Genomic DNA, 25243 nt, shown 5'->3' with positions numbered 1-25243 from the left:
CGGCACGAGCGCCCGGCCCCACGGCGCCAGGGCACGCCAGATACCGTCCGCGTCATCCCTTCGGGCGGCGGTCAGGTTCTCTGGTCAGGAAACAAGGTCGGAGGGGACATTGAGGGCCTTGGTTGCGTTACGGGTCCCGCCCTCATCCGAACCGGGCACGATGAGATTTGCTCAGTCACATGCTGGGAATTCATCCGGCCGGCGACACGCTTCATTAGCCATTTACGCCGCTCGGGAATGGGCGTGATTCTTTCTGACCTTGCGTAAATCGCAGACTCTGCACAATTTTTAGCAAAACATTCAAGAATATGGTCGCGCATACCGGCATCGCAAGTAGCGCCGAAATGGATATGTCCACTGAAAGTAACTGGATTGCTAACTTGTAGCTGCCAACCGAACCGGTCTAACAAGCATCCCCCTGAGGCCTACCGAGGTCTTCCTAAACGATGCCGTGTCTGAATGAGAGAATACATGCCAGGATCAACTGGTCAACCCTTCACATCGGATTCGCCCTCAGGTGCTCCTGCGGCGCTGGTGGAAGTGTGGAAGCCGTCCGGCAGGCCGATGCCGGTGACCGGGTCGGTGCGCTCCAGGAGCGGGACCAACACGTGCCGCGGGAGCGGCAACTCGGGGCCGGAAGGCGGTACTTGCCGTGGCTCCGCACGTCAGCGGGCCGGGCGAACGTCCTTGAGGGGGACGCCCGCCCGGCCCGTGCGCGGGACCTGCCCGGTCCCGGTGTGCCGCTTGCCCGGCGAGGGCTCAGGCCGTGGCCAAGTCACCGCCCGTACCGGCGATTTCCTCCGGGCGCAGCAGCGCCGCGAGCCGGTCGGCCGGGAGCAGCCCCTGTTCCAGGACGAGTTCGGCGACGCCGCGCCCGGTGGCGAGCGCCTCCTTGGCGATCGCGGTGGCGGCGGTGTAGCCGATGTGCGGGTTGAGGGCGGTGACCAGGCCGATGGAGTTCTCCACACTGGCCCGGAGCGTCTCGGTGTTGGCGGTGATGCCCGCCACGCAGCGCTCGGCGAGGGTGCGGCAGGCGGCCCCGAGGTGCGTGATGCTCTCCGAGAGGGAGTGCAGGATGACCGGCTCGAAGGCATTGAGCTGGAGCTGGCCCGCCTCGGCCGCCATGGTGATGGTGACGTCGTTGCCGATGACCTCGAAGGCGACCTGGTTGACGACCTCGGGGATGACCGGGTTGACCTTGCCGGGCATGATGCTCGAACCGGCTTGCACCGGCGGCAGGTTGATCTCCGCGAGCCCGGCACGCGGCCCGGAGGACAGCAGCCGCAGATCGTTGCAGCTCTTGGAGAGCTTCACGGCGATGCGCTTGAGGACGCCCGACAGATGGACGAACGCGCCGCAGTCCTGGGTGGCCTCGACGAGGTTGGCGGCGGTGACCAGGGGCAGACCGGTGAGGGCGGCCAGGTGGGTACGGGCCGCCTCGGCGTATCCCTTGGGGGCGTTGAGGCCGGTACCGATGGCGGTGGCGCCGAGGTTGATCTCGTGGATGAGCAGGACCGCCTCCGCCAGCCGGCTCTGGTCCTCCTCCAGCATCACGGCGTACGCCGAGAACTCCTGGCCCAGGGTCATCGGCACCGCGTCCTGAAGCTGGGTGCGCCCCATCTTGAGGATGTCGCGGAACTCCTCGGCCTTGGCCGCGAAGGCCTCGCGCAGGACGGTCATCGCGTCGAGCAGTTCCCGTACGGCGATGATCGTGGCGACGTTGACGGCCGTCGGGTAGACGTCGTTCGTCGACTGGCTCAGGTTGACATGCTCGTTGGGGTGCAGATGGTGGTAGTCGCCCTTGGCGTGGCCCAGGATCTCCAGCGCCCGGTTGGCGATCACCTCGTTGGCGTTCATGTTCGTCGAGGTCCCGGCGCCGCCCTGGATGACATCGACGACGAACTGGTCGTGCAGCTGCCCGCCGGACCGGATCTCCCGGCAGGCGGCGGCGATCGCGTCGGCCCGCTCCGCGTCGAGCAGTCCGAGGTCTTCGTTGGCCCGGGCCGCGGCCTCCTTGACGGCGGCGAGCGCATTGATCAGGTGCGGGTAGGCGGCGATCGGCGTACCGGTGATGGGGAAGTTCTCGACGGCGCGCAGGGTGTGCACGCCCCAGTACGCCTCGGCGGGTATCTCCCGGTCGCCGAGCAGATCGTGTTCGCGGCGGTGGCCGGCGGCAGTCATGGTGCAGAGGGTCCTTTGTGAGGTGGAGCGGAGGAGAGGGCTGGAGGCGGATGTGCCCAGGAAAGAGGTGATGGAGCGTCAGGTGGCTTGCAGCGCAAGGGAGTCAGCCGCCCGGAGGGCTCCGACCGGTGCGCCGCCCCCGATGACGGGTGTGGTGGCGAACGGGGCGAGGACACCGGCGTCGACGCCGCAGTGCGCCAGGGCCGCCGCCGTCACCGGCATCCGGGCGCGGTCGGCGCCGTCGGCTATCTTCACGCCGACCGCCCGCCCGTCCGGCAGTGCCGCGATCTGTACGCCCTCGAAGCCGTCCTTGGCGAGCAGACCCGGCACCGCCCGCACCAGCCGGGCGACGTCCCGCCCGCTGCCGGAGACCATCTCCGGGTGCTCGCGCATGGCGTGGGCGACCCGGCCCTCCTCGGTGCCGGGGGCGGCCGTCGCCAGCCGGGCGGCGGCCCGGGTCAGCCCGAGGAGGGAGACGGAGAACAGCGGGGCGCCGCAGCCGTCGACGGTGACCCGGGCTATGCCCTGGCCGGTGAGGTCCTCCACCGTCGCGGCGAGTTCCTGCTGCAACGGATGGCCGGGGTCGAGGTAGTCGCCCAGGTGCCAGTCCCGGGCGCGGGCGGTCAGCAGCATGGCGGCGTGCTTGCCCGAGCAGTTCTGCGCGAGGCGGGTGGGACCCAGACCGCGCCGGATCCACTCGTCCCGTACGGCGGGGTCGTACGGCAGATCGGGGACATTGCGCAGCTCGTCCTCGGTCAGTCCGCCGGCGGCCAGGATGCCCCGGGCCGCGGTCAGATGCTGCTCCTCGCCGGAGTGGCTGGCCGCGACCAGGGCCAGCGACGGATCGTCCAGCGGCGGCAGCCCCGCGCGCAGCAGGCCGACCGCCTGGAGCGGCTTGAGTGCTGAGCGCGGGTAGAACGCGGCCTCGATGTCGCCCGCCTGGAATTCCACGCTTCCGTCGGCCGCCAGCACCACGACCGAGCCGTGGTGGACGCCCTCGACGAGTCCTCCGCGCACCACATGGGCGACGGGGACATGGGCCGGTTCGCGGACCGCGGGCGGGTCGCCCACGGTGCGGTGCGGCGGCAGGGTGGTGCTCTGGGTCATGATCAGTTCTCGGTGCTTTCGGTGCTGTGGTGGGTGTCGGTGCGCTGGGTGGGCAGTGCGGTGTCCGGGTGCTCGCCGCTCGCCCGCGCCGCCGCGGCGTCCCGGAGGGTGCCGACCCGGCCCCGTACCAGGAACCAGCCCCCGACCAGCGCGGCCACGATCACCGGCAGCGACAGCACGGTGGTGCGGCCGGCTCCGCCGTCGGCCCACATCAGCACCAGGACGAAGGCCAGGAAGGCCAGCGTCACGATCTCGGTCCACGGCGAGCCGGGGAGCCGGTAGCTGGGGCGGGTGAGCTCCCCGGCGCGCGCCTTCCGCCAGAAGAGCAGATGGCAGAGCATGATCATCGCCCAGGTGCTGAGGATGCCGATCGCCGCGAAGTTCAGCACGATCTCGAACGCCTCGCTGGGCACGACGTAGTTGAGGCCCACGCCCAGTACGCAGACTCCCGAGGTGAGCAGAATGCCGCCGTACGGGACCTGGCTGCGGCTCATCACGCCGGTGAACCGCGGTGCGGAGCCGGACATCGCCATCGAGCGCAGAATGCGACCGGTGGAGTAGAGGCCGGAGTTGAGGCTGGACATCGCGGCGGTGAGCACGACGAGGTTCATCACGCCGCCCGCGGCCGGCACCCCGACGTTGGACAGCACGGTCACGAACGGGCTCTCGCCGGCGGAGTACGCGCTCCAGGGCAGCAGCATCGCCAGCAGGACCACCGAGCCGACGTAGAAGACGGCCACCCGCCACATGATGGAGTTGATCGCCTTCGGCATGATCTTCTCCGGCTCCGCGGTCTCGCCCGCCGTGACACCGACCAGCTCGACCGACGCATAGGCGAACACCACACCCTGGATGACCAGCAGCATCGCCAGGGTCCCGGTCGGGAAGAGGCCGCCGTTGTCGGAGATCAGCGAGGGGCCGGGGGAGTGGCCGGCGACCGGGTGCTGGGTGGCGAGCAGGAAGATGCCGATCAGCATGAAGACGACCAGCGCACCGACCTTGACGATCGCGAACCAGAACTCCAGCTCGCCGAAGATCTTCACGGAGATCAGGTTCACGGCCAGCACGATCGCGAGCGCGATCAGTGCGGTCACCCACTGCGGGACCTCGGAGAACATGCCCCAGTAGTGCGTGTAGGTCGCCACCGCCGTGATGTCGGCGATTCCGGTGGTCGCCCAGTTCAGGAAGTACATCCAGCCCGCGACGAACGCGCCCTTCTCGCCGAGGAACTCCCGGGCGTAGGACACGAAGGCACCCGAGGACGGCCGGTGCAGCACCAGCTCACCCAGCGCCCGCACCACGAGGAAGGCGAAGAGACCGCACAGCGCGTACGCCACGGCCAGCGACGGCCCGGCATCGGCGAGCCGGCCGCCCGCGCCGAGGAACAGCCCGGTGCCGATGGCCCCGCCGATCGCGATCATGTTGATGTGCCGGGACGTGAGGGACTTCTGGTAGCCGGCGTCACCGGCGTCCACATGTCCGCCCGGCTGCCGCTGCGCGGCGTCCTGTGGTGCTCCCTGTTGTTGCTGCCGTTCCGCCTGCCGGAGGGATTGCTCGCTCACGCGTGATCCTCGTCTTCCGTGGAGGGGGCCGTGCGGTGTTGCGGCCGCACGATGGTGGTCAGCGTCGTCTCGACGCGGGCGAGGTGGTGCGCCATGGCTTCCACCGCGTCGTGTTCGGAGCGGTCGACGAGTGCCTCGACGATCGCGCGGTGTTCCCGGTTCGACTGCTCGCGCCGTCCGCCGAGCTCGTTGAGGAAGGCCGACTGGCGGGCCAGCGCGTCGCGGATCTCCTCGATGACCCTGCGGAAGACCGGATTGCGGGCCGCCTGGGCGATGGCGAGATGGAAGAGGCTGTCCATCGCCACCCACGCGGTGGTGTCGGTCTCCTGCTCCATCCGCTCCAGCAGATGGTTCAGCTGATCGAGGTCCTCCGTCGTGTGGCGCACCGCCGCGTAACCGGCCACCGGGATCTCCACATGGCGACGGACCTCAAGCAGGTCGCTCGCCGCGTAGTCGCCGAAGGTCGGGTCCGCCACCGCGCCGTCGGAGATGACGAAGGTGCCCTTACCGGTGCGCGAGACCGTCAGCCCCATCGTCTGGAGCGCCCGCAGCGCCTCCCGGAGCACGGGTCTGCTCACTTCCAGCCGCCGGCAGAGCTCCGCCTCGGAGGGGAGTTTGTCCCCGACCGCGTACTCGCCCCGCTCGATGGCGCCGCGCAGATGGTTCAGGACCGCTTCCATCGCGCTGATCCGCCGGGGCACATCGCCAGCTGTCTGGCTGTCTGACAGGTTCACCCCGGGATCGTCGAGCCCGGCCGGGGGAGCTGTCAAGGGGGGCGGCGCAGATGATTCCCCGGACCGGTCCCGCTCCTGGTCCCGGCCCTGGTCCCGGACCTGGAGCGTCCCCGCGCCCTCCCCGCCTCCGTCGTGCCGTACCGTGCCGGCTCCGCTACTGCGGGTGCGGCGATTCCTCGCCGTGCCGACCGTTCCCGCGGAAGTCCAGCATGTAGAAGACCTTGTCGTAGCGGCGTCCGCCCATCGCCACGAAATCGGGCAGTCGGCCGTATTCACGGAAGCCGAGCGACCGGTAGAGGGTCAGGGCCCTGGTGTTGTCGGCCCGGGCGTCCAGGGTGAGGACCTCGATCCCCGCACCCCGGGCGTCCTCGACCAGGGCGCTGGTCAGTGACCGGCCGAGGCCCTGGCCATGGGCCTCGGAGGCCACCGCGATCTTCTCCAGATCCGCGTGCTGCCGATTGGTCGGCCGGGCATAGCGCAGCCAGTACCCCAGCCCGACCAGCCGCCGGCCGGTGTAGGCCGCCCGCAGTGCCCCGTCACCGACATGCGCGGCCCGCAGCACCCGGTCGACCAGCTCCGCCACCTCGGCCCGGCCGGGCGGGTCGGCCCAGCCGAGCGGCGCACCACCGCTGACCAGGTCCGCCAGGATCCGGTGGGCCGCCTCGGCGAAGTCCGTCGCCCGCTCCGGATCGGCGGCCAGCTGCAGGGCGTCCAGGATGTCGGGCTCGGGGTCCGTCCCGCTGGGTGTCGTTGCATTCATGATCGGCAGCCTAGGGGGCGGTCGCCGTCCGCTGCCATGGCGTGGTGGTGGCCAACGCCGCATGCGGGCGCGGGGTTTGGATGTCCCGGGTGAGCCGGCCGGTGAGAGCCGCGGTCCGGTCAGTGGGTGCCCGCCCATCGGTAGCGGTGTTCGGGGCGCCCGGTGTCCCCGTACTTCAGGGTCAGGGTGATGTGGCCGCTGCGTTCGAGGTGCTTCAGATAGCGCTGGGCCGTGGAGCGGCTGACGCCCGCGCATGCGGCGACCTCATGGGCGGACAGCGGGTGCCCGGCCGTGTCCAGGACACGGCGGATCAGGTCGACGGTCGCGGCCGAGTGGCCCTTGGGGAGCTCCGTGTGCGGGGATTCGGCGGTCCGGAAGGCGCCGAAGATCCGGTCCACCTGTTCCTGGCCGGCCTCGCCGCGGCCGCCCACCCCCTCGACGGTCCGGCGGAGCGCCGCATAGCCGTCGAGCTTGGTGCGCAGTCCGGAGAAGCCGAACGGCTTGACGAGATACTGCAGCGCCCCGGAGCGCATCGCGTCCTGGATCGTGCCGACATCACGGGCCGCCGTCACCATGATCACGTCGATGCGGTGGCCGAGCTGCCGCAGCCGCCGGACCAGGGCCAGGCCGTTCTCGTCGGGCAGATAGTGGTCGAGCAGCACCAGATCGACAGGGGTGCGCTCCAGCGTGGCAAGAGCCTGGGCGGCGGTGTGTGCGCGGCCGGTGACCCGGAAGCCGGATACCTGGGAGACATACGCGGCATTGATCTCGGCGACGTGGAAGTCATCGTCCACGACCAGGACATCGATCATTGTGACGCTCCGCTCCCCATGGGTCTTCGCTTCCGTGACTCCGTTCGTTCCGGGCGCTCCGGACGCCGTGGTGCGCCCGTCACCGCGGCTTCCCCGGCGGCCGTGTGCCGGCGCCCGGGGGAGCCGTCCTCCGGGGCGAGGGCCTCGGGCAGGACGACGGTGAAGACCGCGCCGCCGCCCGCGCGGGCGGTCACCCTGGCCATCCCGCCGTAGCGCTCGGCGAGCCGGCGCACCAGCGCCAGGCCGATGCCCCGGCCGCGGTGGAAGGCCACCGGGCCGGTGGGCGAGCCCTCCCCGGGGAGGGGCCGGGCGGCCTTGGTGGACCAGCCCTCGGCGAAGATCCGGTCCCGTAGCTCGGGTGGCACCCCCGGCCCCGTGTCCGAGACCCGCAGTACGGCCGTGCTGTGCTCGGCCCGCAGCTCCACCTCGACGAACGGGTCCCCGCGGCGGCGCTCCGCGGCGGCGTCCAGCGCGTTGTCGATGAGGTTTCCCAGCACCGTCACCAGGTCGCGCGGGTCGACCACCGTGTCGGGCAGCAGTGTCGAGGGTGACACCCGCAGGGACACCCCGCGTTCGGCCGCGATCGCCGCCTTGCCGACGAGCAGCGCCGACAGCAGGGGATCGGGCACCCGCTCCGCGATCTCCTCCGCGGACGCCCGCTGCGCACTGGCCACTTCGGTGACGAACTCCACCGCCTTCTCGTACCGGCCGAGCTCCAGCAGCCCGCGCAGGGTGTGCAACTGATTGGCATGCTCGTGGTCCTGGGCCCGCAACGCGTCCAACAGCCCCTGGGTGCTGTCCAGTTCACGGCCGAGCAACTCCAGTTCGGTACGGTCCCGCAGCGTCACCACCGCCCCGCCGTCCTGGGTCGGCATACGGTTGGCGACCAGCACCCGGCCGCCGCTGACGGTCAGCAGATCCGTGCCGGCCACCCGCCCGGCCAGCACATCCGTCGTCCGGCCCGGCGGCAGCACCTCGTCCAGCGGCCGGCCGGCGGCCTCGGCGTCCAGGCCCAGCAGCCGTCCGGCCTCGTCGTTGACCAGCCGGATCCGGCCGCGCCGGTCGAAGGCGACCACGCCCTCACGGATGCCGTGCAGCATCGCCTCCCGCTCGTCGAGCAGTGCGGAGATATCGGTGAACGCCACCCCGTGCGTACGGCGGCGCAGTCGGCGGGAGAGCACGATCGCGGCCAGCACCCCGACGGCCAGCGCGGCGCCCGCGTACCGCAGCAGTCCGGGGATGGTGCCGAGCAGCCCGCTTTGGACGCTGTCGTAGGCGATCCCGACCGACACCGCGCCGACGATCCGGCCGCGGTCGTCGCGCAGCGGCACCTTGGCGCGGGCCGAACGCCCCAGCGTGCCGGTGTCGATCTGCCGCACCTGCCGCCCGGCGAGAGCCCGGCCCGGGTCGGTGGAGACATGCCGGCCGATCTCGGCGGGGTGGGTGTGCGACCAGCGCACTCCGCGGGTGTCCATCACGACGATGTACAGCGCCCCGGTCGCGGTACGGATCCGCTCCGCGCCGGCCTGCACCGGCCCGTGCGCGTCCGGCTCGGTGGTGACCAGCTTCCGGGCGAGGTCCGGGTCGGCGGCGGTGGTCTGGGCGATGGACAGCGCCCGGCGCATCGCCTGATCGTCCAGCTCGGTGCTGAGCGGGGCGAGGAACAGACTGGTGGCGAGCACCATGACCCCGGTGGTCAGGGCCACTTGCGCGGTCAGTACCTGCGCAAAGACCCGTCGGGGCCAGCGGATCCGCATGGGCTCTCCCTTGTCTCCGGCCCGCCGCACCTTTGCGGAACCGAATCTTCCTTTTCATCTCGGGGTGCCGGCACCGTAAGCCGTGCGTGAGCACCTGTGTACCCCCTGGTAGCCCCTTAGTGGTTCTAGCGTGAGCAAAATGAGCACAACAGGGTTTGCGCGCAGAAAGGCGGCTTGCGCCCACAAGGCTGCCGCTGTGGCCGGTATCACTCCTAGCCTCGCGGTCCATGAGCAGCCACACGAGCCCCGCGATCGAACTGCGGGGTACCAGCAAGGCGTTCCGGACACCCTCGGGGGCGCTGCACACCGCCGTCCGGGATCTGGATCTGGTCGTCGAGCGCGGTGAGTTCGTCGCGGTCGTCGGTCCCACCGGGTGCGGTAAGTCCACCACGCTGACGCTGGTCAGCGGCCTGGAGGAGCCGACGGAGGGCGAAGTGCTGGTGGCCGGTGAGCCGGTCCGCGGCATCGGGGACAAGATCGGGTTCGTCTTCCAGCAGGACGCGGTCTTCCCCTGGCGCACCGTGCTGTCGAACGTGATGGCCGGCCCCCGCTTCCGCGGCGTACCGAAGGCCGAGGCCAGGCAGCGGGCGCGGGACTGGCTGGCCCGGGTCGGACTTGCCGCCTTCGAGGACCGCTATCCGCACCAGCTCTCCGGCGGGCAGCGCAAACGGGTCGCACTCGCCGCGACCTTCGTCAACGATCCCGAACTCCTGCTCATGGACGAGCCGTTCTCCGCCCTTGACGTGCAGACCCGGGCGCTGATGTCGGACGAACTCCTGGAGCTGTGGTCGGGGACCGGAGCGTCCGTCGTCTTCGTCACCCACGACCTGGAGGAATCCATCGCCCTCGCCGACAAGGTCGTGGTCATGACCGCCGGTCCGGCGACCGTCAAGGAGGTCTTCGAGATCGATCTGCCCCGCCCCCGCAAGGTCGAATCGGTCCGGCTGGAGCCGAGGTTCATCGAGATCTACCGGGAGATCTGGTCCTCGCTCGGCGAAGAGGTCCGGATCACCCGCGAGAGGGGTGCCGCGGATGTCGCCTGAGACCGTCGCGCCGGTCAAGTCCCCGGCAGGCACGGGCCGTACGGACCGTTCCCGGGCCAGGGCGCGGGCCGCGCGTAATCACAGGTTCCTGGTCCACGGCACCCGGGTGCTGCTGCTCGTCGGGCTGCTCGGACTGTGGGAGTGGCTGGCCCGGGCCGCCGTCATCGATCCGTTCAACTTCTCGATGCCCTCGAAGATCTGGGACCAGACGATCCAGTGGGCGCTGCACGGCACCCCGCAGGGCTCGCTGTGGGAGCAGATCTGGTACACGCTCTACGAGGCGCTGCTCGGCTGGGTGATCGGTGTCATCGGCGGTGTGGTGCTGGGGATCGCGCTGGGCCGTGTCCGCTTTCTCGCCGATGTGCTCGGCCCGTACATCAAGGTGCTCAACGCACTGCCGCGGATCGTCCTCGCCCCCATCTTCCTCATCTGGTTCGGCCTCGGACCGGCCTCCAAGGTCGCCTCCGCGGTCGTCCTCGTCTTCTTCCCGGTCTTCTTCAACGCCTTCCAGGGCGCACGGGAGGTCGACCGCAACTTGGTCGCCAACTCCCGGATCCTCGGCGCGAGCAACCGCCAGGTCACCCTGCAGGTGGTGATCCCCTCCGCCACCTCGTGGATCTTCACCAGTCTGCACGTCAGCTTCGGCTTCGCGCTGATCGGCGCGATCGTCGGTGAGTACATCGGTGCGACCAAGGGCCTCGGCCTGCTGGTCTCGGCATCCCAGGGCACCTTCAACGCGGCCGGGGTGTACGCCGCCATGGTGATCCTCGCGGTGGTCGCGCTGCTCGCCGAAGGGCTGCTGGCCTTCCTCGAAAGGCGGCTCTTCCGCTGGAAGCCCGCCGACTCCGCCGGCGACCGCTGAGCCCGTCCCACCGCCCCCTTCCCACCTCACAAGGACGTGACCATGCGCACCGCACTGAAGTTCTCCGCCGCCCTGGCCGCCGCCACCCTGGCCCTGACCACCCTCACCGCCTGTGGCGGGAAGTCCGGGTCCGCCGCCATGGACGACAAGAACGGCAAGATCAAGATCATGGTGGGAGGCCTCGACAAGGTCATCTATCTTCCCGCGAGACTCACCCAGCAGCTCGGCTACTTCGAGGATGAAGGCGTCCATGTCACCCTGCTCACCGAACCGGCCGGTGTGCAGGCCACCACCTCGCTGGTCTCCGGCGATGTCGAGGGCGTCGTCGGCTTCTACGACCACACCCTCGATCTGCAGGTCAAGGGCAAACAGGTCGAATCGGTGGTACAGCTCGCGCATGCCCCCGGCGAGGTCGAGGTCGTCTCCAACAAGGCGGCCAGTGAGCTCACCTCACCCAAGGACTTCAAGGGCAAGAAGCTGGGCGTCACCGGTCTCGGCTCCTCCACCGACTTCCTGACCAAATACCTCGCGGTGAAGAACGGTGTGCAGACGAACGAGTTCACACCGGTCGCGGTCGGCGCCGGCCAGACCTTCCTCTCGGCCCTCCAACAGGGCTCGATCCAGGGCGGGATGACGACGGACCCGACGGTCGCGCAGATCGTGGACAAGAACCTCGGCAAGGTCCTCATCGATATGCGCACCCCCGAGGGCTCGCAGAAGGCGCTCGGCGGCCCCTACCCCTCGTCCAGCCTCTACATGAACACCGACTGGGTGAACAGCCACAAGGGGACCGTGCGCAAGCTGGCCAACGCCTTTGTGAAGACCCTCAAGTGGATGTCCACGCACACCCCCGAGCAGATCGCCGCGAAGATGCCGTCCGACTACGCCCAGGGCGGCAAGGAGCTGTACGTCCAGGCGATCAAGGACACCCTGCCGATGTTCACCGAGGACGGGGTGATGCCGGCCGACGGGCCCGCGACCGTCGAGCGCGTCCTGAAGGCCTTCAACCCCAACCTCAAGAACGCCACGGTGGACCTGAAGAAGACCTACACCACCGAGTTCGTCAAGAAGTCGGGCTGATCCGCGGACGGCGCGCAGCGACTCAGACGAAGTTGATCTCCGCCCGGCCCAGCAGCGGATCGTCCACCAGCTGCCACAGCGGCACGGCGAAGTTGCCGAAGCCGTAGCGGCCGCCGAAATGCAGGCCCAGGACCCGGTGGTCGGTGAGGTCGATGACGGGTGAGCCGCTGTTGCCGCCGAGCGTGGAACAGTCGTGCTTGATGACGTTCTGGTCCGGCACCAGCTCCGTTGCGGTGCCGGGCTGCAGCCGCTTGACGTTGTAGATGTCCATGAAGATCCGGCGCATCGACTCCGGCTCGTTGCGCCGGCCGTCGTACGCCGGATAGCCCACGCAGTACACCGGGCGTCCGGGCAGGTCGGCGGGCGCGTCCGCGGCCACGGCCAGCGGAGCGGGCAGCGCCCCGCCGCCGGCCGGCGGCGCGACCCGCAGCAGTGCCAGGTCCACGTCCTCGTGGATGCCCAGCACCTCGACGACGTCATAGGCGGGGCCGCCGCCGCCCGCGTCGCCGCCGTACTCCTCGCCCATGTCGAGCCGGGCGCCGATGCCCTGCTGGAAGGTCCAGCCGGTGCTGTCGCCACGGGCGAACTCCGCCGCCACATGACGGTTCGTCATCACCACGTCCGGGCCGACCAGGAACGCCGTGCCCAGCCAGTCCAGGCTCAGATGCCCGGACAGCTCGACCCGCCCGACCCGGGAGAGCGACGCACGGATCGCCGCCCGGTGGCCGTCCAGCACCGCCCAGTCGCCCTGCTGCGGCGCGAAGTCATGGTTCTGGACGAGGATGGCGGGGCGGCCTTCGAGCAGCACGATGGCTTCCATGCCGAAGGACTCGTCGTCGTCGATCTCGTCCGCGCGCCCCTCGGCGAGCTTCTCCAGACCGCTGACGCCCGCCGACAGCACCTTCGTCCGCTCCTGCTGGGCGAACTGCGCGATCTGCCCGGCGGGCAGCTCCTCGGCGGGCAGCTCCTCCAGGGATTCGGGGATCTCCCAGGACAGCCCGTCCTTCACCCGCGCCGCGACCTCCCGCAGATCCGAGAAGACCTGCTCGGGACCGGCCGCCACCGGTGATCTGCGCCGACTGTGCATCTCGCCTCCTCAGCCGCGCTGCGCGGCCTGTTGTGCCGTCTCGATCTCGGCATGGACTCCGGGGCTGCTGGTCTGCAGATGGCGCATGATGCTGCGCATCTGGGTGCCGACATTGACGAAGGCCGTCGTCCTGCCCTGGAACAGCACGTTCTCCACCCGCCGCGTCCCCCGGTGGAGCGCCACCACCTTCCAGTCGTCCGTGAACACCGGAGACCCCGACGACCCGCCGCGGGTGTCGGTGAAGTAGCGGACATCGTTCTCGTCCGCCTCGTAGACGAGGTTGTTGCGCAGCGCGACCCTCTTCGGCTGGCCCCCGGGGTGCTGGATGATGTTGACGGCCACATAGTCGCCGCCGTCGACCTTCAGCGGTTCCGCCGCCAGCTTCAGCACCGGCCGCGCGGGCTCGGCGGCCAGCCGCAGCACCGCATAGTCGAGCGCCGCGTCCGCGGCGACGAGTTCGCTGACGGTGGCCTCCTCCGTTTCCACCTCATCGGTGTCGAAGTCGAACCGGGCGAGGGTGTGCCGGGCCTGGAGGCCCAGGTCCTCGGCGTCGGCCACCGGCCGCCCCTCCCCGGTGCCGGTCCTGGCGTTGACCACATGGTGGTTGGTGACCAGCAGGTCAGGAGCGATCAGCCACCCCGTACCGGAGTGCGGGAAACCGTTCGGCTGCAGCGGAGCGCCCCCTTGGTACGGCGGCACCTTGAGCCGGGCCACCGCGCCGCCCGCCAGCTCACCCCCGCGCAGGAAGCCGATCGGCACCGTGTCGTCGCGGTGGACGATCTGTTCCTTGAGCTCCGCGGCGGGGGAGGGCAGCCCGGCCAGCACATCCGGCTCACCGCCCGCCTTCCGTGCCACCTCGTCCAGGGCCTTCTGGAACACGGTGAGCGGCCCGGCCTCGGTGGTCTCGGCGACGGCGTTGCGCAGCCAGATCTCCAGCGGCACCGAGCCGTCCACCAGCCGCTCCACCCGGTTCATCTCGTTCAGGTCGGAGTGCGCCTGCCGTCCGGGCGCCGGATGGAGCGGCAGCGTGCTGCGGTACCGGGGCATGATGCCGTCGAGCAGCAGCGGCCGGACGGTGGGGTCGGCCAGTCCGGTCTCCACCGAGGCGTCCAGCACCTGGCGGATCTCGTCGGGTGAGAGATAGGCGGTCATCGGTCATCGGGCCCCGCGGGGCCGCTCCCTTCCTCCGGCGTACGGTTCTCGCGTTCCGGCCCGGAGGCCGCGTGGGCCGCCGAACGGGCACCGGTGCCCACGCCCATGGCCGCGGCCACCCCGGCGACGATCTCCCCGCTCTTGTCGGGCACGGCCAGCAGCCGCCGGGCGAGGGTGCCGAGGGTGCCGCGGTCCCGGGCCAGCCGCAGGATCCCGGTGATACCGGTCGGCGCGCCGCCGGCCGGCTGCCGGGACGGTCCCGCGGCCTCGTCCAGGATTCCCATCACCCGTCCCAGCAGCGCCGGCTGCCGGCTGGTCGCGCGGCGCATCGCCGCCCCCAGGGTGTCCAGCGTCTCGTCGTCGGCCGGCAGCCCCACCACCTCCAGCGCATGGTCGAGCGCACCGGGGGCCTGGTCGTAGATCTGCGAGGCGACCGCGCGGACCAGCACCGGCTGGTCGGCGAGCACGGCATCGGGCAACCTCCGCAGCCGCTCGGCGAGTTGCTGGTCCGCCTCCGGGTCGGCGCCGTCGGCGCCCGCCGTCAGCCGGGCGCGGGCCAGCAGCGCGCCCATCGCTTCGAGGTCCTGCCCCAGACCCACCGCGACATCCTCCGCCACCCGCAGGGCCCGGCCCGCGCTCGCCAGGTCGCCGGCCTCCTCCGAGAGCCGGGCGGAGAGCAGCAGCAGCTCCAGCCGGCGCTCCCCGCAGCCCGCGCGCTCCGTCGCATCGATGGCGTCCGCCGTGGCCCGGCGGGCCTCCTCCCGCCGCCCGAGCCGGTTGAGGGCCTCGGCGAGCAGGGCGTGCAGGGGGCTGCACGGGGTCCAGGGCTGTCGTCTGCCGAGCCGTTCGAAGGCCGCCTGGGCGTAGCCCTGGGAGAGCAGGTCCTCCACCTCGCGGGCCGCGATCCGTTCCCAGTCCTCCTGGTCGGCGCCCGCCGCGACCTGATCGGGAGTGCCGCCGCCGAGCCGGGCCGTCAGCAGGCCCGCGGCCCTCGGCGTCATGTCCTGCTGCGCCCCGACCAGGAACCGCTCGACGCCCGGCAGCCACCGCTCCTCCACCGAGCGCGGGTTCTCGTCGAGCCGCAGCCGGTGGTAGATCTCCTCGGCCCTGGCCTCCAGGCCGTCGCGCGTGGCGTAGTGCTCGACCGCGCGCCGCTCGACGGCGCGCATCACGGCGGTGCGGTCGCCGCCCGGCAGCCGCAGCATGATGGCGCGGACATCGCTGCGGTAGCGCACGGCGTCCGGGCGGACCGGCTCGACCATGTCCAGGCGTCTGAGCTCCTCGAAGAGCGCGCGGGCCTGGTCCGGCGTCGCCACGTGCAGCCCGCAGGGTCCGGCGAGCACCTCCTGGATGATCTCCGGGGTGATGACCCGGAGCACCAGCCCGGGATGGGCGAGCCGGCGTACCTCCTCGTTGCCGATGTGGCTGAGGATGCGCTCGTAGAGGATCCCCTGGACCAGCAACTGGTCGACCCGGCGGAAGACTTGATGGCGGCGTTCAGGCAGGCTGCGGATCAGCTCGCAGGTCCCCTCGGCATCCAGCCCCGCGAGCGTGGCGGCCCGTGCGGCCAGTTTCAGACTGAGCGGATGGCCGCCGACCCGGTCCGTCAGGGCCCGTGCCACCTCGGGGTCCTTGACGCCGCAGGACGTCAGCAGGCCGACGGCCGCCTCCGCATCGAGTTCACCGAGTTCGATGTCGAGCGATTCGACGGGCTTCGCCGGATGCTCGACCGGCGCCCGCCCGGAGACGATGAGCCGCATCCGCGGATAGATGCTCTGGAACGAGAGATAGATCGCCACCATCCGCCCCACCACCGGCGATCCGCGGTACTGGGCCTCCTCGAACGAGTCGACGACCAGCGCGAACGGCGGGTCCTCCGGGTGCTCCCCGTCCTTCCGGTCCGCCACCGCCCGCCGCAGGACATCGGCGAGCCGGCGGATCAGATCGGTCTCCCGTCCGGCGGCCAGCGACTGGAACTCCTGCGAGGAGCGGCGCCCCAGCACGGCCCGGGTGGTGGCGAGTTCATGCAGCTGGGTCACCCGCTCCTGGCCCTCCCGCTGGCTGCGGGCCGCCTGCTGGCACTCGTGCGCCAGCGCGTCCAGCTCGGCGCGGTGTGCCGGGAACTGGATGCCGAGCTGCCGGGCCGCCTCGGCGATCAGCGTGACCGGTTCCTGGATCGAGAGGGTGGGCCGCTCGAAGTCGATATAGGCGAACGGGAAGCAGCCGCCGGGGTCGTGGATGCTGTCGAGCACGAACTTGGCGAGCAGGGTGGTCTTGCCCATCCCGCCGGGACCGTGCACGACCAGCGGGGGGACCAGCGCCGGGCGCTGCGGATGACCGTCCGGCGGTGCTCCGGCCGCCGGGGACCCGCCGGGCCGCAGGACATAGTCCCGCAGCTCCGCGAGTTCGCGCGTGCGCCCCTGGAACGGCCACCGTACGAGGCGCTCCAGGGGATCGAGCAGCCTGGCCCGCTCCAGGGTGAGCTGCAGCTCCGCGGTGTCCGGCAGCCCCGTCGTGCCCGGTACCCGCGAGAGCCACAGCACCGCCTGGAGGGCGTCGGCCAGTTCGTCGGTGGTCAGCCCGTCCGTCGCCGGGGGGCGGCCGGAGAGATAGGCCAGACAGAAGCGTTCCGGGCCGGGTTCGGCCGGAAGCTGGTCGAGATGGCACTCCAGGACGCGCCGGGCCGCCTCGGGCCCGGCCAGCCCGCGCAGCGTCCGTTCCCGGACATCGGACTTGAGGGACCATCCGCCCTGGTCCTGCATCCCCATGGTCGTGCAGTCGTCGACCAGTTCCAGGACCGCGCCGCCGGTGGCGGCCTCCTCACCGGGCAGCCGGAGCCGCTGTGGATCGAAACGGCTCAGCAGACAGGCCGCCTCCCGGTAGGCCCGGCGGGCGTCGGAGACCTCCTGGGGCCGCTCCTCGTCCGGGTGCAGCTCCGCGCGTAAGCGGGCGACGAACAGCTCCCGTGCCGCGGAGGGGTCCATCGGGAGGCGGTCAGAGGGACTGGTAGACACGGATGGCCCCCTCCGCTGCCGTGCAGAGTTTCCGCATATAGCTCTCGCGGTCCCCACCGTCCGTCGCGGTGGCCTGGAGCACCTCGTGCACGGCCGCGTCCACGAGCGTCGAGATGGCGGACTCCCGGAGCTGCCCCGTACCGAGGATCTCCGGTGGCGACTCATGGAAGGCCTGGTCGAAGAAGGTGCGCAGATCGTCGGCTTCGGCGATCCGGGCGGTGTCCCAGGCCAGGTTTCCCCGCAGGTCGTAAGGGAGTTGACGCATCGAGCGCCCGTACCCGAGGAGCACCAGCCGGGGCGCCTGGTCTCCGCGGACGGCGGCGTGCTCGTAGATGGCCATGCCGAGTTGACCGATGAAGTCCCACACATCGGAGCTGGGATCGAGCTTGTCGCATTCGTCGAGGACCAGCCAGAAGCGCTCCTCGACGGCGGTCGCCCGGCCGGCCACCCAGTGCGCGGCCTCGTCGATCGACGGCAGCAGGTCGTTGAGTTCCGTGGGGTTCAGCGGTGCGGCGCCCTCCTGCGGATCGGCGACGAAGTCGGCCAGCCGGCGGACGACCTTGGCGGCGGTCGCGGTGTGCGACAGGGTGACCCGCACCGGACGGAACCCGCTGTGCTGCCCGATATGGCGGAGGAAGTTGTAGGTGTACGACCTGCCGCTGCCCGGCTCGCCGTCGACCAGCAGAATGAACGTATGGGGGTCCTCGACGAACCGGCGCAGGGTCTCCCGCAGATCCTGGCGGTCGATGAACGCCTCGGTGCCGTTCTTCAGGACACAGGTGCGGAAATTGTCCCGTGCGGCGTGGGCGCGGAAGTCCTCCCGCAGCCGGGCCAGGAATTCCTGGGCCTTCACGATGTCCGGAAGCACGGCCAGCCGGTCGATCGTGGTGACGGCCTCGACCAGTCGCAGCTGCCGCTGGATATCCGTGCGCGACTGGTGCACGAGCGTGCGGGCATTGTCCGTGCTGAGATGCGTCAGCCGCAGCGCGCCGATGAATTCCGGCGGGAATCCGTACTGGGCGAGCTGCGTATGCGGATCGGTGGTGTCGAGCAAATAGTTGCGCACCCACGTGGTGACCAGGTCCCACTCGGTTTCCGTCAACGGCATGCCGCACCTACCCGGTACCGTCGAAGATCCGCTGAACCGGCGTCCTGACCTCGTGCTGCGAGAGATATTCGCTGATGCCGTGGTGATTGCTGCTGTCATTCGTGACCAGCAGATCGGTGACCCGTTCCTGCGGGGCGTACTCGGGCCGCAGAGTGTGGTCGAGCGCCACCAGATCCCGCAGGTCCGAGGCGTTGCGCCAGGCCGCCACCCCGGCCGGGACCGCCGGCGGCCGCGCCAGATGGTCCTGCACCTCGGAGATCGCCAGCGGCGACCCGACGGTGACCAGCAGCTCCACCTCCCGCCCCTGCTCCATCAGCACCTCGTAGGCGATGATCGTGCCCAGGCTGTGGCCGACCACCACCAGCGGGCCGCCGTCCACGCCCGCCAGCGTCTCCTTGACCACCTCGCGCATCGCCGGCCCCGCCCCGCCGAAGAAATAGGCGTGCACGTCCTTGAAGGCGTGCTTGACCAGCAGCCGGAACACCGCCGTACGGCCGGACCGGGGCATCGGCAGTGCCTCCAGCGGCAGCTCCGCACCGGGCTCCTCGTCCTCCCCGGTCTGTGCCAGCGTGTCCGCGAGATACGTCATGTCCCGCAGCCAGTCGACCAGCGCGCTCTCATCGGCCCCGGCCCGCCCCTCCAGCGCGATCTCACCGGCTTCGAGCCGCGCTTCACCCAGCGTCCGCGCCACGAAATCCTCCGGCGGCTCCGCCCCGGCCCGGTCCGCGGCGGCCGGCATCTCCTCGATCAGCTCCGTCCGGCCGTCCAGCGGATCCGGCCGGAAATCGGGGAGCGGCGCCGGATAGCGCACCGGCGCCCAGTACGCCATCCGCGACGCCCCGGCCATGTCCCGGCCGAACAGCGCGGTGTCCCACTGGGACTTGAGCAGCTCCGAGCGGACCTTGTTCCCGTTTCCGTGGACATAGACGACCCTGGGTTGCATTGCTCGCGCCTCCCGGCCTCAGCCGCGCTGCAGCATGATGTCGTCGTACGACGCCAGCCGCTTCCAGCGCTCGGCAGGGGCGAGGACGACGGGCATCAGATCGACGGCGGGCAGCGGCCCCAGGTCCAGCGAGGTCAGCTCGGCGACATCCTTCACCGGCACCTGGAACGTCCGGAACGCGCCCAGCGGCGGCGGCGCGCCCGCCTGCGCACCGGCCAGTGCCCGCTCGGCGTCCCGGGTCAGATCGGGGCTCTGGTCGAGGACGTACGCCGTCGCCGCCAGCGCGCCGTCCTGGAGGAACGCCGCCACCTTCCAGAAGCGCAGCGGCACTTGTACGCCCCGGTACGGCGGGTCGGAGTCGTGCAGTACGGGTCCGGTGAGGACGGCAAGCTTGCGGTCGAAGTCGGCGGCGTGGTCGAGCAGATAGTTCTCCAGCCCCTGCCACAGCTGCTTGCCCTGGTTGAAGACATCCGCCTGCGGGGCGGCGTTCGTGTAGTGAAAGGTGTCCTCATTGGCCTGGTTCGCCTCCGCGGCCGTACCCCACACGGGGTCGAGCCGGCGCACCAGATGTCCCCTGTCCAGGGAGTTGTCGCGGTACACGTCATTGCCCGTCTGATGGGCCTCGTCCAGCCGCGGATCGAACTGCCAGCCGCTCTCCCGTGGCACGTTCTCCAGCAGACGCCGACCGTCGATACAGACCGCGGTGGCCGCCGCCATCCGCCGGTCCGGGCGCAGCACCACGGTGAAGTGGGTGTAGGGCAGCACCACCGTCTCCACCTCGGGACGGCTGGGCACCGGCAGCGGTACCGGAACCCCGAGGAAGTGCTCGTCATAGCCCGCACGGTCCACCAAAGGAGGCCGGGAAGCGGTCCCGGCCGTCGCGCCCGCGGCCCGTGGGGAGTCTGATGGGATCATGGGATTAGCGCTTCCCGGTGGTGCGGAGCGCCGATCGGTGCCCACCTCGAAGCCACTCGAACAGCCGCCCGCCCCGGCACCGCTCCGCCTGCGGCGGGACCGTTCAGACGGTGGGGCGCGGCACCGCGTCCGGACGCAGGCGGGCCACGGGGACCGGATCCCGTATGCCGGGAGCCTCAGTCGGCGGGGTAGATGTCTCCGCTGGCCATACCGCTTTCCTGCTCGCTCTGGGACCGGAGCCTGCGCGCCTTCTCCTGAAGCCGCTTCCGCTCCTCCGGGTCGGCGGACCGCTCCGCGGCCGCCTGCAGTTCCTGGGCCTTGTCCCGCATCTGCTGGATGCGTGCGCGTGATTCTCCTGATGCGCTCATGATCTGTCCTTGAACGGTGAATGGAGAGCTGCATTTACCAGCCTAATCAGGGTCGACGGCCCTTGGCACTCGGGCGTCACGCTCCGTACGGGCGGGTGTCCGGGCGTAATTCCCGGAGGGGAACAGGCATCGCGGGCGCCCCTTTTTCCGGGTGCGTGGAACCGGACCGGTCCGGCCGGAACGTGACCGCCGGCCGCGGCACGCCCGGGTATACCGGCGTGTCTCCACCGGATGGCCTTCCTGAATGGCGAGGGCGGCCCGTAGGGACGTTGGCTGAAGCACAGCACGCTCAAAGTCCGCCGAGTGTCAGCGCTTCTGGTGTTTGACGCTCCCCTCGTTCAGTGGAGTCCCTCCATGTCATCCGAACCAGCTCTTTGTGGGGGCGACGCCGAACTGTCCTCGACAGAACCCGGCGAGCACTTTCCGCCCATGACCCCTGAGAAAAACTCGGCCCGCACACTTCTGTGGGAGGCAGTCACCCATCGGCCCTTGGAGGAAGTCGCTGCCCTTGTGGAACGGCTCAAGCGCAGTGGCGACGTTCCCAACCCCGGCGACGAAGCCCTGCGCATGGCGGTCGTTTCCCGTCCGGTGAGCGAGGTCGCCGCGCTCTTCGACATGCTCAGCGCCACCCCGCACACCGCGGAATCGAGCCATGAGGCCCTGTGCGCGGTGGCCGTCGACCGGCCCGTGGAAGAGGTTGCGCAGCTGATCGAGCTGTTCGACCGGACGAACGGCGGCGGCGAGATCCACGGCCTCATGGATCCCTTCCCGCCCGGCCCCGGCGGCTACGGCGGTCCCGGCGGCCAAGGCGGTCCCGTTGACCCCGTCGAACCGGAGCGCACCGCGTCCATGCACGTCCTCGACCCCGATGTCCGCCCTCTGGGCCGCGACGGGCAGCCGCTGTACACCGCGCAGAACGAGTCCGCGATGCACCAGCAGCCGAGCCGTCCCCCCTGGGCCCAGCGGCCCGCCGGCGCCATGCCGCAGGGCGGTCCGCGCTGGGCGCCCGCGGACGAGGCGCCCCGTCAGCCGGGCTACGCGGTCCCCGGCGTGCTGCGGTCCGTACTGCGCTGGCCCGCGGCCCTGGCCCTCGCACTGTGTGGGCTGAGCCATCTGCCGGTGAACACCTCGCACATGCAGGGCGCCCAGGCGGCCGCCGGGCTCTCGATGGCCATCGCCATCGTCTACCTGCTGCTGGCCGGCTGGCTGGCGATGCACGACACCGCCCTGGTCTGGACGGTGAGCGCCGCCGCAGCGATGATCATCATCGCGCTGCACGCCCTGTCCCGGGCCGGGGTCTTCGCCCCGCTGGGCAGCGGCTTGGGCGACACGGGCATGTGGCCCGAACTTCTCGCGGTGGGGCTGGCGATCGTCAGCGCCGGGTTCGCGGGTGCGGCGCTACTCTACCGCCCGCGCCGTATGGGCACGGCCGCCGCGTAACCGCCGACGGCACAGCGGCCGCCAAGGGCGCGGGCCGGGACCCAGGTCAGGGTCCCGGCCCGCGCCCTTGGCGTGTGCGTCAGCCGCGCGGAGCGTCCGTAACACCCGGCAGGCTGCCCTCCGTACGAGCCACGTGGTCAGGAACGCCGTGGTCAGGAACGTCCCGCCGCCCCCGCGTTGGCGTTCGGCCTCCGCCCGGGCGTGTTCCCGCCCCCGGGACCACCCGTGTCCCCACCGGGGCCGCACCGGGCGTTCATTCCCTGGCCGAGCTCCGGCGCAGCACCCAGGTGGGCAGCGCGAACCAGCAGAGGATGAACCAGCCGACGAGCCCGCTGACGATCCAGGGGACGGCGGAGTCGTCCATCGCGATGCGCAGGATCAGCAGCAGGGCGGAGGCGACCGTCGCCAGCAGGAGCACGATCCCGACCATGGACAGGCGCGAGGCCCAGAGCACCGTCTCCGGCTTCAGCCGGTGACCGGTGACCAGCCGGTGGAAGGTCACCGTCCCGATCAGCGCGCCGGTCGTGGCCGCCCCCAGCAGGACCGTCACCACGTAGATGGTCTGGTCGGTCTGTCCGAGCGTGGCGAAGCGCGGGGTGAAGACGACGGTGAGCAGAAACCCGAAGAGGATCTGCACACCGGTCTGTATGACCCGCACCTCCTGCAGCAAGTCGTTCCACCGCCGGTCGGCACGCTCTTCCGGCGACTCATGACGCCCCTGCGACGTCTCACGGGGGCCCAGCGCGTTCACCTGGACTCCCGCTCCTTCTTGCCGGTACGGAACGCCAGCTCGTTGTTCTCCACCTCCACGCGCACCTCGTCACCGGACGACAGCGCACCGTCGAGCAGCAGCCGCGAGAGCATGTTGTCGATCTCGCGCTGAATGGTGCGCCGCAGCGGCCGGGCCCCGTACTCGGGCTGGTGGCCGCGGTGGGTGAGCCAGTCCACGGCACCGGGGGAGAAGTCCACGGCGATGTCCTGGGCATGCAGCCTGCGGCGGGTCCCGTCGAGCAGGAGCCCGGTGATCTGGCGCAGCTGGTCGTCGGTGAGCCGGCGGAAGACGATGATCTCGTCGAGCCGGTTCAGGAACTCCGGGCGGAAGTGTTCGCGCAAGGAGCTCAGCGCCCGTTCCCGCGCGCCGTCGCCGACCTCCGCCCCCGAGATGTCCGGTCCGAAACCGAGCACTCCCCGGCCGCCGCTGAGCGCATCGGAGCCGAGGTTGCTGGTCATCACGATGACGGTGTTCTTGAAGTCGACCGTGCGGCCCTGGGAGTCGGTCAGATGCCCGTCGTCGAGGACCTGGAGCAGCATGTTGAAGACATCGGGGTGCGCCTTCTCCACCTCGTCGAGCAGCAGCAGCGAATACGGGTGGTGGCGCACCGCCTCGGTCAGCTGGCCCGCGTCCTCGTGGCCGACGTACCCGGGCGGCGCACCCACCAGCCGGCTGACGGTGTGCCGCTCCTGATACTCACTCATGTCCAGCCGCACCATGCGCTCCTCGCTGCCGAAGAGCGCCTCGGCCAGCGCGCGGGCCAGTTCGGTCTTGCCCACACCGGTCGGGCCGAGGAAGAGGAAGCTGCCGATCGGGCGCTCGGGGTCGGCGAGTCCGGCCCGCGAACGCAGGATCGCGTCGGAGACGGCCGTGACCGCGTCGTCCTGTCCGATCACCCGGGTGTGCAGCCGCTCCTCCAGCCCGAGCAGCCGCTCCTTCTCCTCCTGGGTCAGACTGCTCACGGGCACGCCCGTCTGCCGCGACACGATCTCCGCGAGGTCCTCCGCGGTGACCTGCACGATGTGGCAGTCGTTCGGCGGCTCCGCCTGGCCGGCCTCGATCCGTGCGGTGAGGTCGGCGATCCGGTCCCGCAGCTCGGTGGCCCGTTCGTACTGCTCCGAGGCGACCGCCTGGTCCTTGTCCCTGACCAGCTGCTCCACCTCGCGTTCCAGATCGCGTATGTCGGTGGCCTTGGCGCCCGAACGGAGCCGGACCCGGGCGCCCGCCTGGTCGATCAGGTCGATCGCCTTGTCGGGGAGGAAACGGTGGGCGATGTAGCGGTCCGAGAGCTCGACCGCCGCCAGCAGCGCCTCCTTGGTGTAGCGCACCTGGTGATGCGCTTCGTAGCGGTCCTGCAGCCCCCGCAGGATCTCCACGGTGTCGGAGACGCTCGGCTCGGGCACGAGGATGGGCTGGAAGCGACGGGCGAGCGCGGCGTCCTTCTCGATGTGCCGCCGGTACTCCTCCAGGGTGGTGGCGCCGATGACATGCAGTTCCCCGCGCGCGAGGGCGGGCTTGAGCATATTGCTCGCCTCCAGGGAACCGCCGTCCCCGCTGCCGCCGCCTGCCCCGACGACCGTGTGGAGCTCATCGATGAAGACGATCAGCGAGTCGGAGTGCGCGCGGACCTCCTCGATGATGGCGTTCATCCGCTCCTCGAAGTCGCCGCGGTAGCGGGTGCCGGCGAGGACGGCCGTCAGGTCCAGCGCGACGACGCGACGCCCCGCGAGGGTTTCGGGGACGTCCCCGTCGGCGAGGCGCTGGGCCAGGCCCTCGACGATCGCGGTCTTTCCGACCCCCGCGTCGCCGACCAGCACCGGATTGTTCTTCCCCCGGCGGGAGAGCACCTCGATGGTCTGCTCGATCTCCTCCGCACGGCCGATGACCGGGTCGATCCGGCCCGCGCGGCCCAGGTCGGTCAGATCGCGGCTGTATTTGTCGAGCGTCGGGGTCTCGTGCTTGGGTGCGGCGCCGTGCTCGGTGCCCGGGTGCGTGGCGCCGGGGCCGCCCTGCGGGGCGGCCTGCGGCTCGAAGTGGGCGAGGTTCAGAATGCGCCCCGCCGCCGAGTCCGGATTGGCCGCCAGGGCGTCGAGCACATGCTCGGGGCCGATGTACGAGGCACCGTTGTCCCGCGCCAGCTCGTGCGCGCTCAGCAAGGCCCGCTTGACCGCGGGCGTCACGGCGACGCTGGCCTGTTTCGGGCCCGAACCGGCGGCGCGGTCGATCTCGGCCGCCAGCGCATCGGGGTCCGCCCCCGCGTGCTGGAGCATGCTGCGGGTCGGTTCGGCCGCCAGGGCGGCCCGCAGGAGGTGCTCGGTGCCGAGCTCGGGACTGCCGTGCTCGGCGGCGTAGGCCGCTGCGGAGGTCACCAGATCCCGGGCGGGGGCGCTCATCATGCGCGCGATGTCCGCCTGCCGGGGCATGGACTGCCCCTGCTCACCGCCCGTGGACTGCGCGGAACCGAAGAAGCGCGCGAGGAAGTCACCGAACGGGTCCGGGCCGTAACCCTCCGGACCCATGAATCCATTGCTCATGTGTGTCCGTTC

The 25243-nt window shown here is 70.8% G+C and carries 20 protein-coding genes; 4 read left to right on the top strand and 16 right to left on the bottom strand.

Annotated elements, in window-relative coordinates; all coding sequences use genetic code 11:
* Window positions 1-759: 759 nt before the first annotated feature.
* From aspA to NUT86_RS04415, 7 genes are all read right to left on the bottom strand, one after another.
* Window positions 760-2181 carry an aspartate ammonia-lyase gene (gene aspA, locus NUT86_RS04445; RefSeq protein WP_274733540.1) on the bottom strand — a complete coding sequence of 474 codons (1422 nt, stop codon included), beginning with the start codon at window positions 2179-2181 and terminating at the stop codon, window positions 760-762.
* Window positions 2182-2259: 78 nt separating this feature from the next.
* Complete coding sequence (locus NUT86_RS04440; RefSeq protein WP_274733539.1) at window positions 2260-3288, bottom strand: asparaginase; 1029 nt, start codon at window positions 3286-3288, stop codon at window positions 2260-2262.
* Between the two features lie 2 nt (window positions 3289-3290).
* The gene (locus NUT86_RS04435; protein ID WP_446750749.1) at window positions 3291-4850 is read right to left on the bottom strand and encodes an amino acid permease; all 1560 of its coding nucleotides are present in this window, start codon (window positions 4848-4850) and stop codon (window positions 3291-3293) included.
* Window positions 4847-5584: a FadR/GntR family transcriptional regulator gene (locus NUT86_RS04430; protein ID WP_093638328.1), complete on the bottom strand. Its 738-nt coding sequence runs from the start codon at window positions 5582-5584 to the stop codon at window positions 4847-4849. The genes NUT86_RS04435 and NUT86_RS04430 overlap by 4 nt, the downstream gene beginning before the upstream one ends.
* 154 nt (window positions 5585-5738) lie before the next feature.
* Complete coding sequence (locus NUT86_RS04425; RefSeq protein WP_274733537.1) at window positions 5739-6344, bottom strand: GNAT family N-acetyltransferase; 606 nt, start codon at window positions 6342-6344, stop codon at window positions 5739-5741.
* Window positions 6345-6463: 119 nt separating this feature from the next.
* Window positions 6464-7156 carry a response regulator gene (locus NUT86_RS04420; protein WP_148588322.1) on the bottom strand — a complete coding sequence of 231 codons (693 nt, stop codon included), beginning with the start codon at window positions 7154-7156 and terminating at the stop codon, window positions 6464-6466.
* Window positions 7153-8913, bottom strand: coding sequence for a sensor histidine kinase (locus tag NUT86_RS04415; RefSeq protein ID WP_274733536.1), 1761 nt, complete (start codon window positions 8911-8913; stop codon window positions 7153-7155). The genes NUT86_RS04420 and NUT86_RS04415 overlap by 4 nt, the downstream gene beginning before the upstream one ends.
* Before the next feature lie 227 nt (window positions 8914-9140).
* Between NUT86_RS04415 and NUT86_RS04410 the strand changes: the two genes are divergently transcribed.
* Genes NUT86_RS04410 through NUT86_RS04400 form a run of 3 tightly spaced genes read left to right on the top strand, consistent with a single transcriptional unit; the run spans window position 9141 to window position 11898 of the window.
* Window positions 9141-9956, top strand: coding sequence for an ABC transporter ATP-binding protein (locus tag NUT86_RS04410; protein ID WP_093638317.1), 816 nt, complete (start codon window positions 9141-9143; stop codon window positions 9954-9956).
* Complete coding sequence (locus tag NUT86_RS04405; RefSeq protein ID WP_148588320.1) at window positions 9946-10818, top strand: ABC transporter permease; 873 nt, start codon at window positions 9946-9948, stop codon at window positions 10816-10818. Before NUT86_RS04410 ends, NUT86_RS04405 begins: the two co-directional genes overlap by 11 nt.
* Window positions 10819-10860: 42 nt before the next feature.
* Window positions 10861-11898: an ABC transporter substrate-binding protein gene (locus NUT86_RS04400; RefSeq protein WP_093638314.1), complete on the top strand. Its 1038-nt coding sequence runs from the start codon at window positions 10861-10863 to the stop codon at window positions 11896-11898.
* 22 nt (window positions 11899-11920) lie between these two features.
* Here the strand turns inward: NUT86_RS04400 and NUT86_RS04395 are convergent, their stop codons facing one another.
* The 7 genes from NUT86_RS04395 to NUT86_RS04365 form a co-directional block, all read right to left on the bottom strand.
* Window positions 11921-12985: a trypsin-like serine peptidase gene (locus NUT86_RS04395; RefSeq protein WP_274733535.1), complete on the bottom strand. Its 1065-nt coding sequence runs from the start codon at window positions 12983-12985 to the stop codon at window positions 11921-11923.
* Between the two features lie 9 nt (window positions 12986-12994).
* Window positions 12995-14137 (bottom strand): trypsin-like peptidase domain-containing protein, encoded by a 1143-nt coding sequence (locus NUT86_RS04390; protein WP_274733534.1) that lies wholly within the window; start codon window positions 14135-14137, stop codon window positions 12995-12997.
* Window positions 14134-17151 (bottom strand): AAA family ATPase, encoded by a 3018-nt coding sequence (locus NUT86_RS04385; RefSeq protein WP_266439612.1) that lies wholly within the window; start codon window positions 17149-17151, stop codon window positions 14134-14136. Before NUT86_RS04385 ends, NUT86_RS04390 begins: the two co-directional genes overlap by 4 nt.
* The gene (locus tag NUT86_RS04380) at window positions 17132-18259 is read right to left on the bottom strand and encodes a hypothetical protein (protein WP_093638303.1); all 1128 of its coding nucleotides are present in this window, start codon (window positions 18257-18259) and stop codon (window positions 17132-17134) included. The genes NUT86_RS04385 and NUT86_RS04380 overlap by 20 nt, the downstream gene beginning before the upstream one ends.
* Before the next feature lie 7 nt (window positions 18260-18266).
* Window positions 18267-19202, bottom strand: coding sequence for an alpha/beta fold hydrolase (locus NUT86_RS04375; RefSeq protein WP_148588317.1), 936 nt, complete (start codon window positions 19200-19202; stop codon window positions 18267-18269).
* Between the two features lie 18 nt (window positions 19203-19220).
* Window positions 19221-20117 carry a DNA/RNA non-specific endonuclease gene (locus tag NUT86_RS04370; RefSeq protein ID WP_093638297.1) on the bottom strand — a complete coding sequence of 299 codons (897 nt, stop codon included), beginning with the start codon at window positions 20115-20117 and terminating at the stop codon, window positions 19221-19223.
* Between the two features lie 176 nt (window positions 20118-20293).
* Window positions 20294-20485, bottom strand: coding sequence for a DUF6381 family protein (locus tag NUT86_RS04365; protein ID WP_274733531.1), 192 nt, complete (start codon window positions 20483-20485; stop codon window positions 20294-20296).
* Window positions 20486-20995: 510 nt separating this feature from the next.
* Between NUT86_RS04365 and NUT86_RS04360 the strand changes: the two genes are divergently transcribed.
* Window positions 20996-21925 (top strand): hypothetical protein, encoded by a 930-nt coding sequence (locus tag NUT86_RS04360; RefSeq protein ID WP_269777522.1) that lies wholly within the window; start codon window positions 20996-20998, stop codon window positions 21923-21925.
* 253 nt (window positions 21926-22178) lie between these two features.
* On the opposite strand, the gene NUT86_RS04355 is transcribed toward NUT86_RS04360, so the two are convergent.
* The gene (locus NUT86_RS04355) at window positions 22179-22676 is read right to left on the bottom strand and encodes a DUF6328 family protein (RefSeq protein ID WP_148588315.1); all 498 of its coding nucleotides are present in this window, start codon (window positions 22674-22676) and stop codon (window positions 22179-22181) included.
* Window positions 22673-25231: an ATP-dependent Clp protease ATP-binding subunit gene (locus tag NUT86_RS04350; protein ID WP_274733527.1), complete on the bottom strand. Its 2559-nt coding sequence runs from the start codon at window positions 25229-25231 to the stop codon at window positions 22673-22675. The genes NUT86_RS04355 and NUT86_RS04350 overlap by 4 nt, the downstream gene beginning before the upstream one ends.
* Window positions 25232-25243 lie beyond the last annotated feature (12 nt).

Origin of the sequence: Streptomyces sp. G7(2002), assembly GCF_028870195.1 — a bacterium.
In the GTDB taxonomy this organism is placed as follows: domain Bacteria; phylum Actinomycetota; class Actinomycetes; order Streptomycetales; family Streptomycetaceae; genus Streptomyces; species Streptomyces nigrescens.
Note: the sequence above shows the minus strand (reverse complement) of the source record. Positions and strands in the feature narration are given on the sequence as shown.

What these genes read in the sequence shown, in the direction of transcription:
- NUT86_RS04440 (WP_274733539.1), bottom strand. Translation starts at nt 3,288, where the DNA reads ATGACCCAGAGCACCACCCTGCCGCCGCACCGCACCGTGGGCGACCCG.
- aspA (WP_274733540.1), bottom strand. Translation starts at nt 2,181, where the DNA reads ATGACTGCCGCCGGCCACCGCCGCGAACACGATCTGCTCGGCGACCGG.
- NUT86_RS04405 (WP_148588320.1), top strand. Translation starts at nt 9,946, where the DNA reads ATGTCGCCTGAGACCGTCGCGCCGGTCAAGTCCCCGGCAGGCACGGGC.
- NUT86_RS04380 (WP_093638303.1), bottom strand. Translation starts at nt 18,259, where the DNA reads ATGCCGTTGACGGAAACCGAGTGGGACCTGGTCACCACGTGGGTGCGC.
- NUT86_RS04350 (WP_274733527.1), bottom strand. Translation starts at nt 25,231, where the DNA reads ATGAGCAATGGATTCATGGGTCCGGAGGGTTACGGCCCGGACCCGTTC.
- NUT86_RS04370 (WP_093638297.1), bottom strand. Translation starts at nt 20,117, where the DNA reads ATGATCCCATCAGACTCCCCACGGGCCGCGGGCGCGACGGCCGGGACC.
- NUT86_RS04415 (WP_274733536.1), bottom strand. Translation starts at nt 8,913, where the DNA reads ATGCGGATCCGCTGGCCCCGACGGGTCTTTGCGCAGGTACTGACCGCG.
- NUT86_RS04395 (WP_274733535.1), bottom strand. Translation starts at nt 12,985, where the DNA reads ATGCACAGTCGGCGCAGATCACCGGTGGCGGCCGGTCCCGAGCAGGTC.
- NUT86_RS04410 (WP_093638317.1), top strand. Translation starts at nt 9,141, where the DNA reads ATGAGCAGCCACACGAGCCCCGCGATCGAACTGCGGGGTACCAGCAAG.
- NUT86_RS04425 (WP_274733537.1), bottom strand. Translation starts at nt 6,344, where the DNA reads ATGAATGCAACGACACCCAGCGGGACGGACCCCGAGCCCGACATCCTG.
- NUT86_RS04375 (WP_148588317.1), bottom strand. Translation starts at nt 19,202, where the DNA reads ATGCAACCCAGGGTCGTCTATGTCCACGGAAACGGGAACAAGGTCCGC.
- NUT86_RS04365 (WP_274733531.1), bottom strand. Translation starts at nt 20,485, where the DNA reads ATGAGCGCATCAGGAGAATCACGCGCACGCATCCAGCAGATGCGGGAC.
- NUT86_RS04400 (WP_093638314.1), top strand. Translation starts at nt 10,861, where the DNA reads ATGCGCACCGCACTGAAGTTCTCCGCCGCCCTGGCCGCCGCCACCCTG.
- NUT86_RS04420 (WP_148588322.1), bottom strand. Translation starts at nt 7,156, where the DNA reads ATGATCGATGTCCTGGTCGTGGACGATGACTTCCACGTCGCCGAGATC.
- NUT86_RS04390 (WP_274733534.1), bottom strand. Translation starts at nt 14,137, where the DNA reads ATGACCGCCTATCTCTCACCCGACGAGATCCGCCAGGTGCTGGACGCC.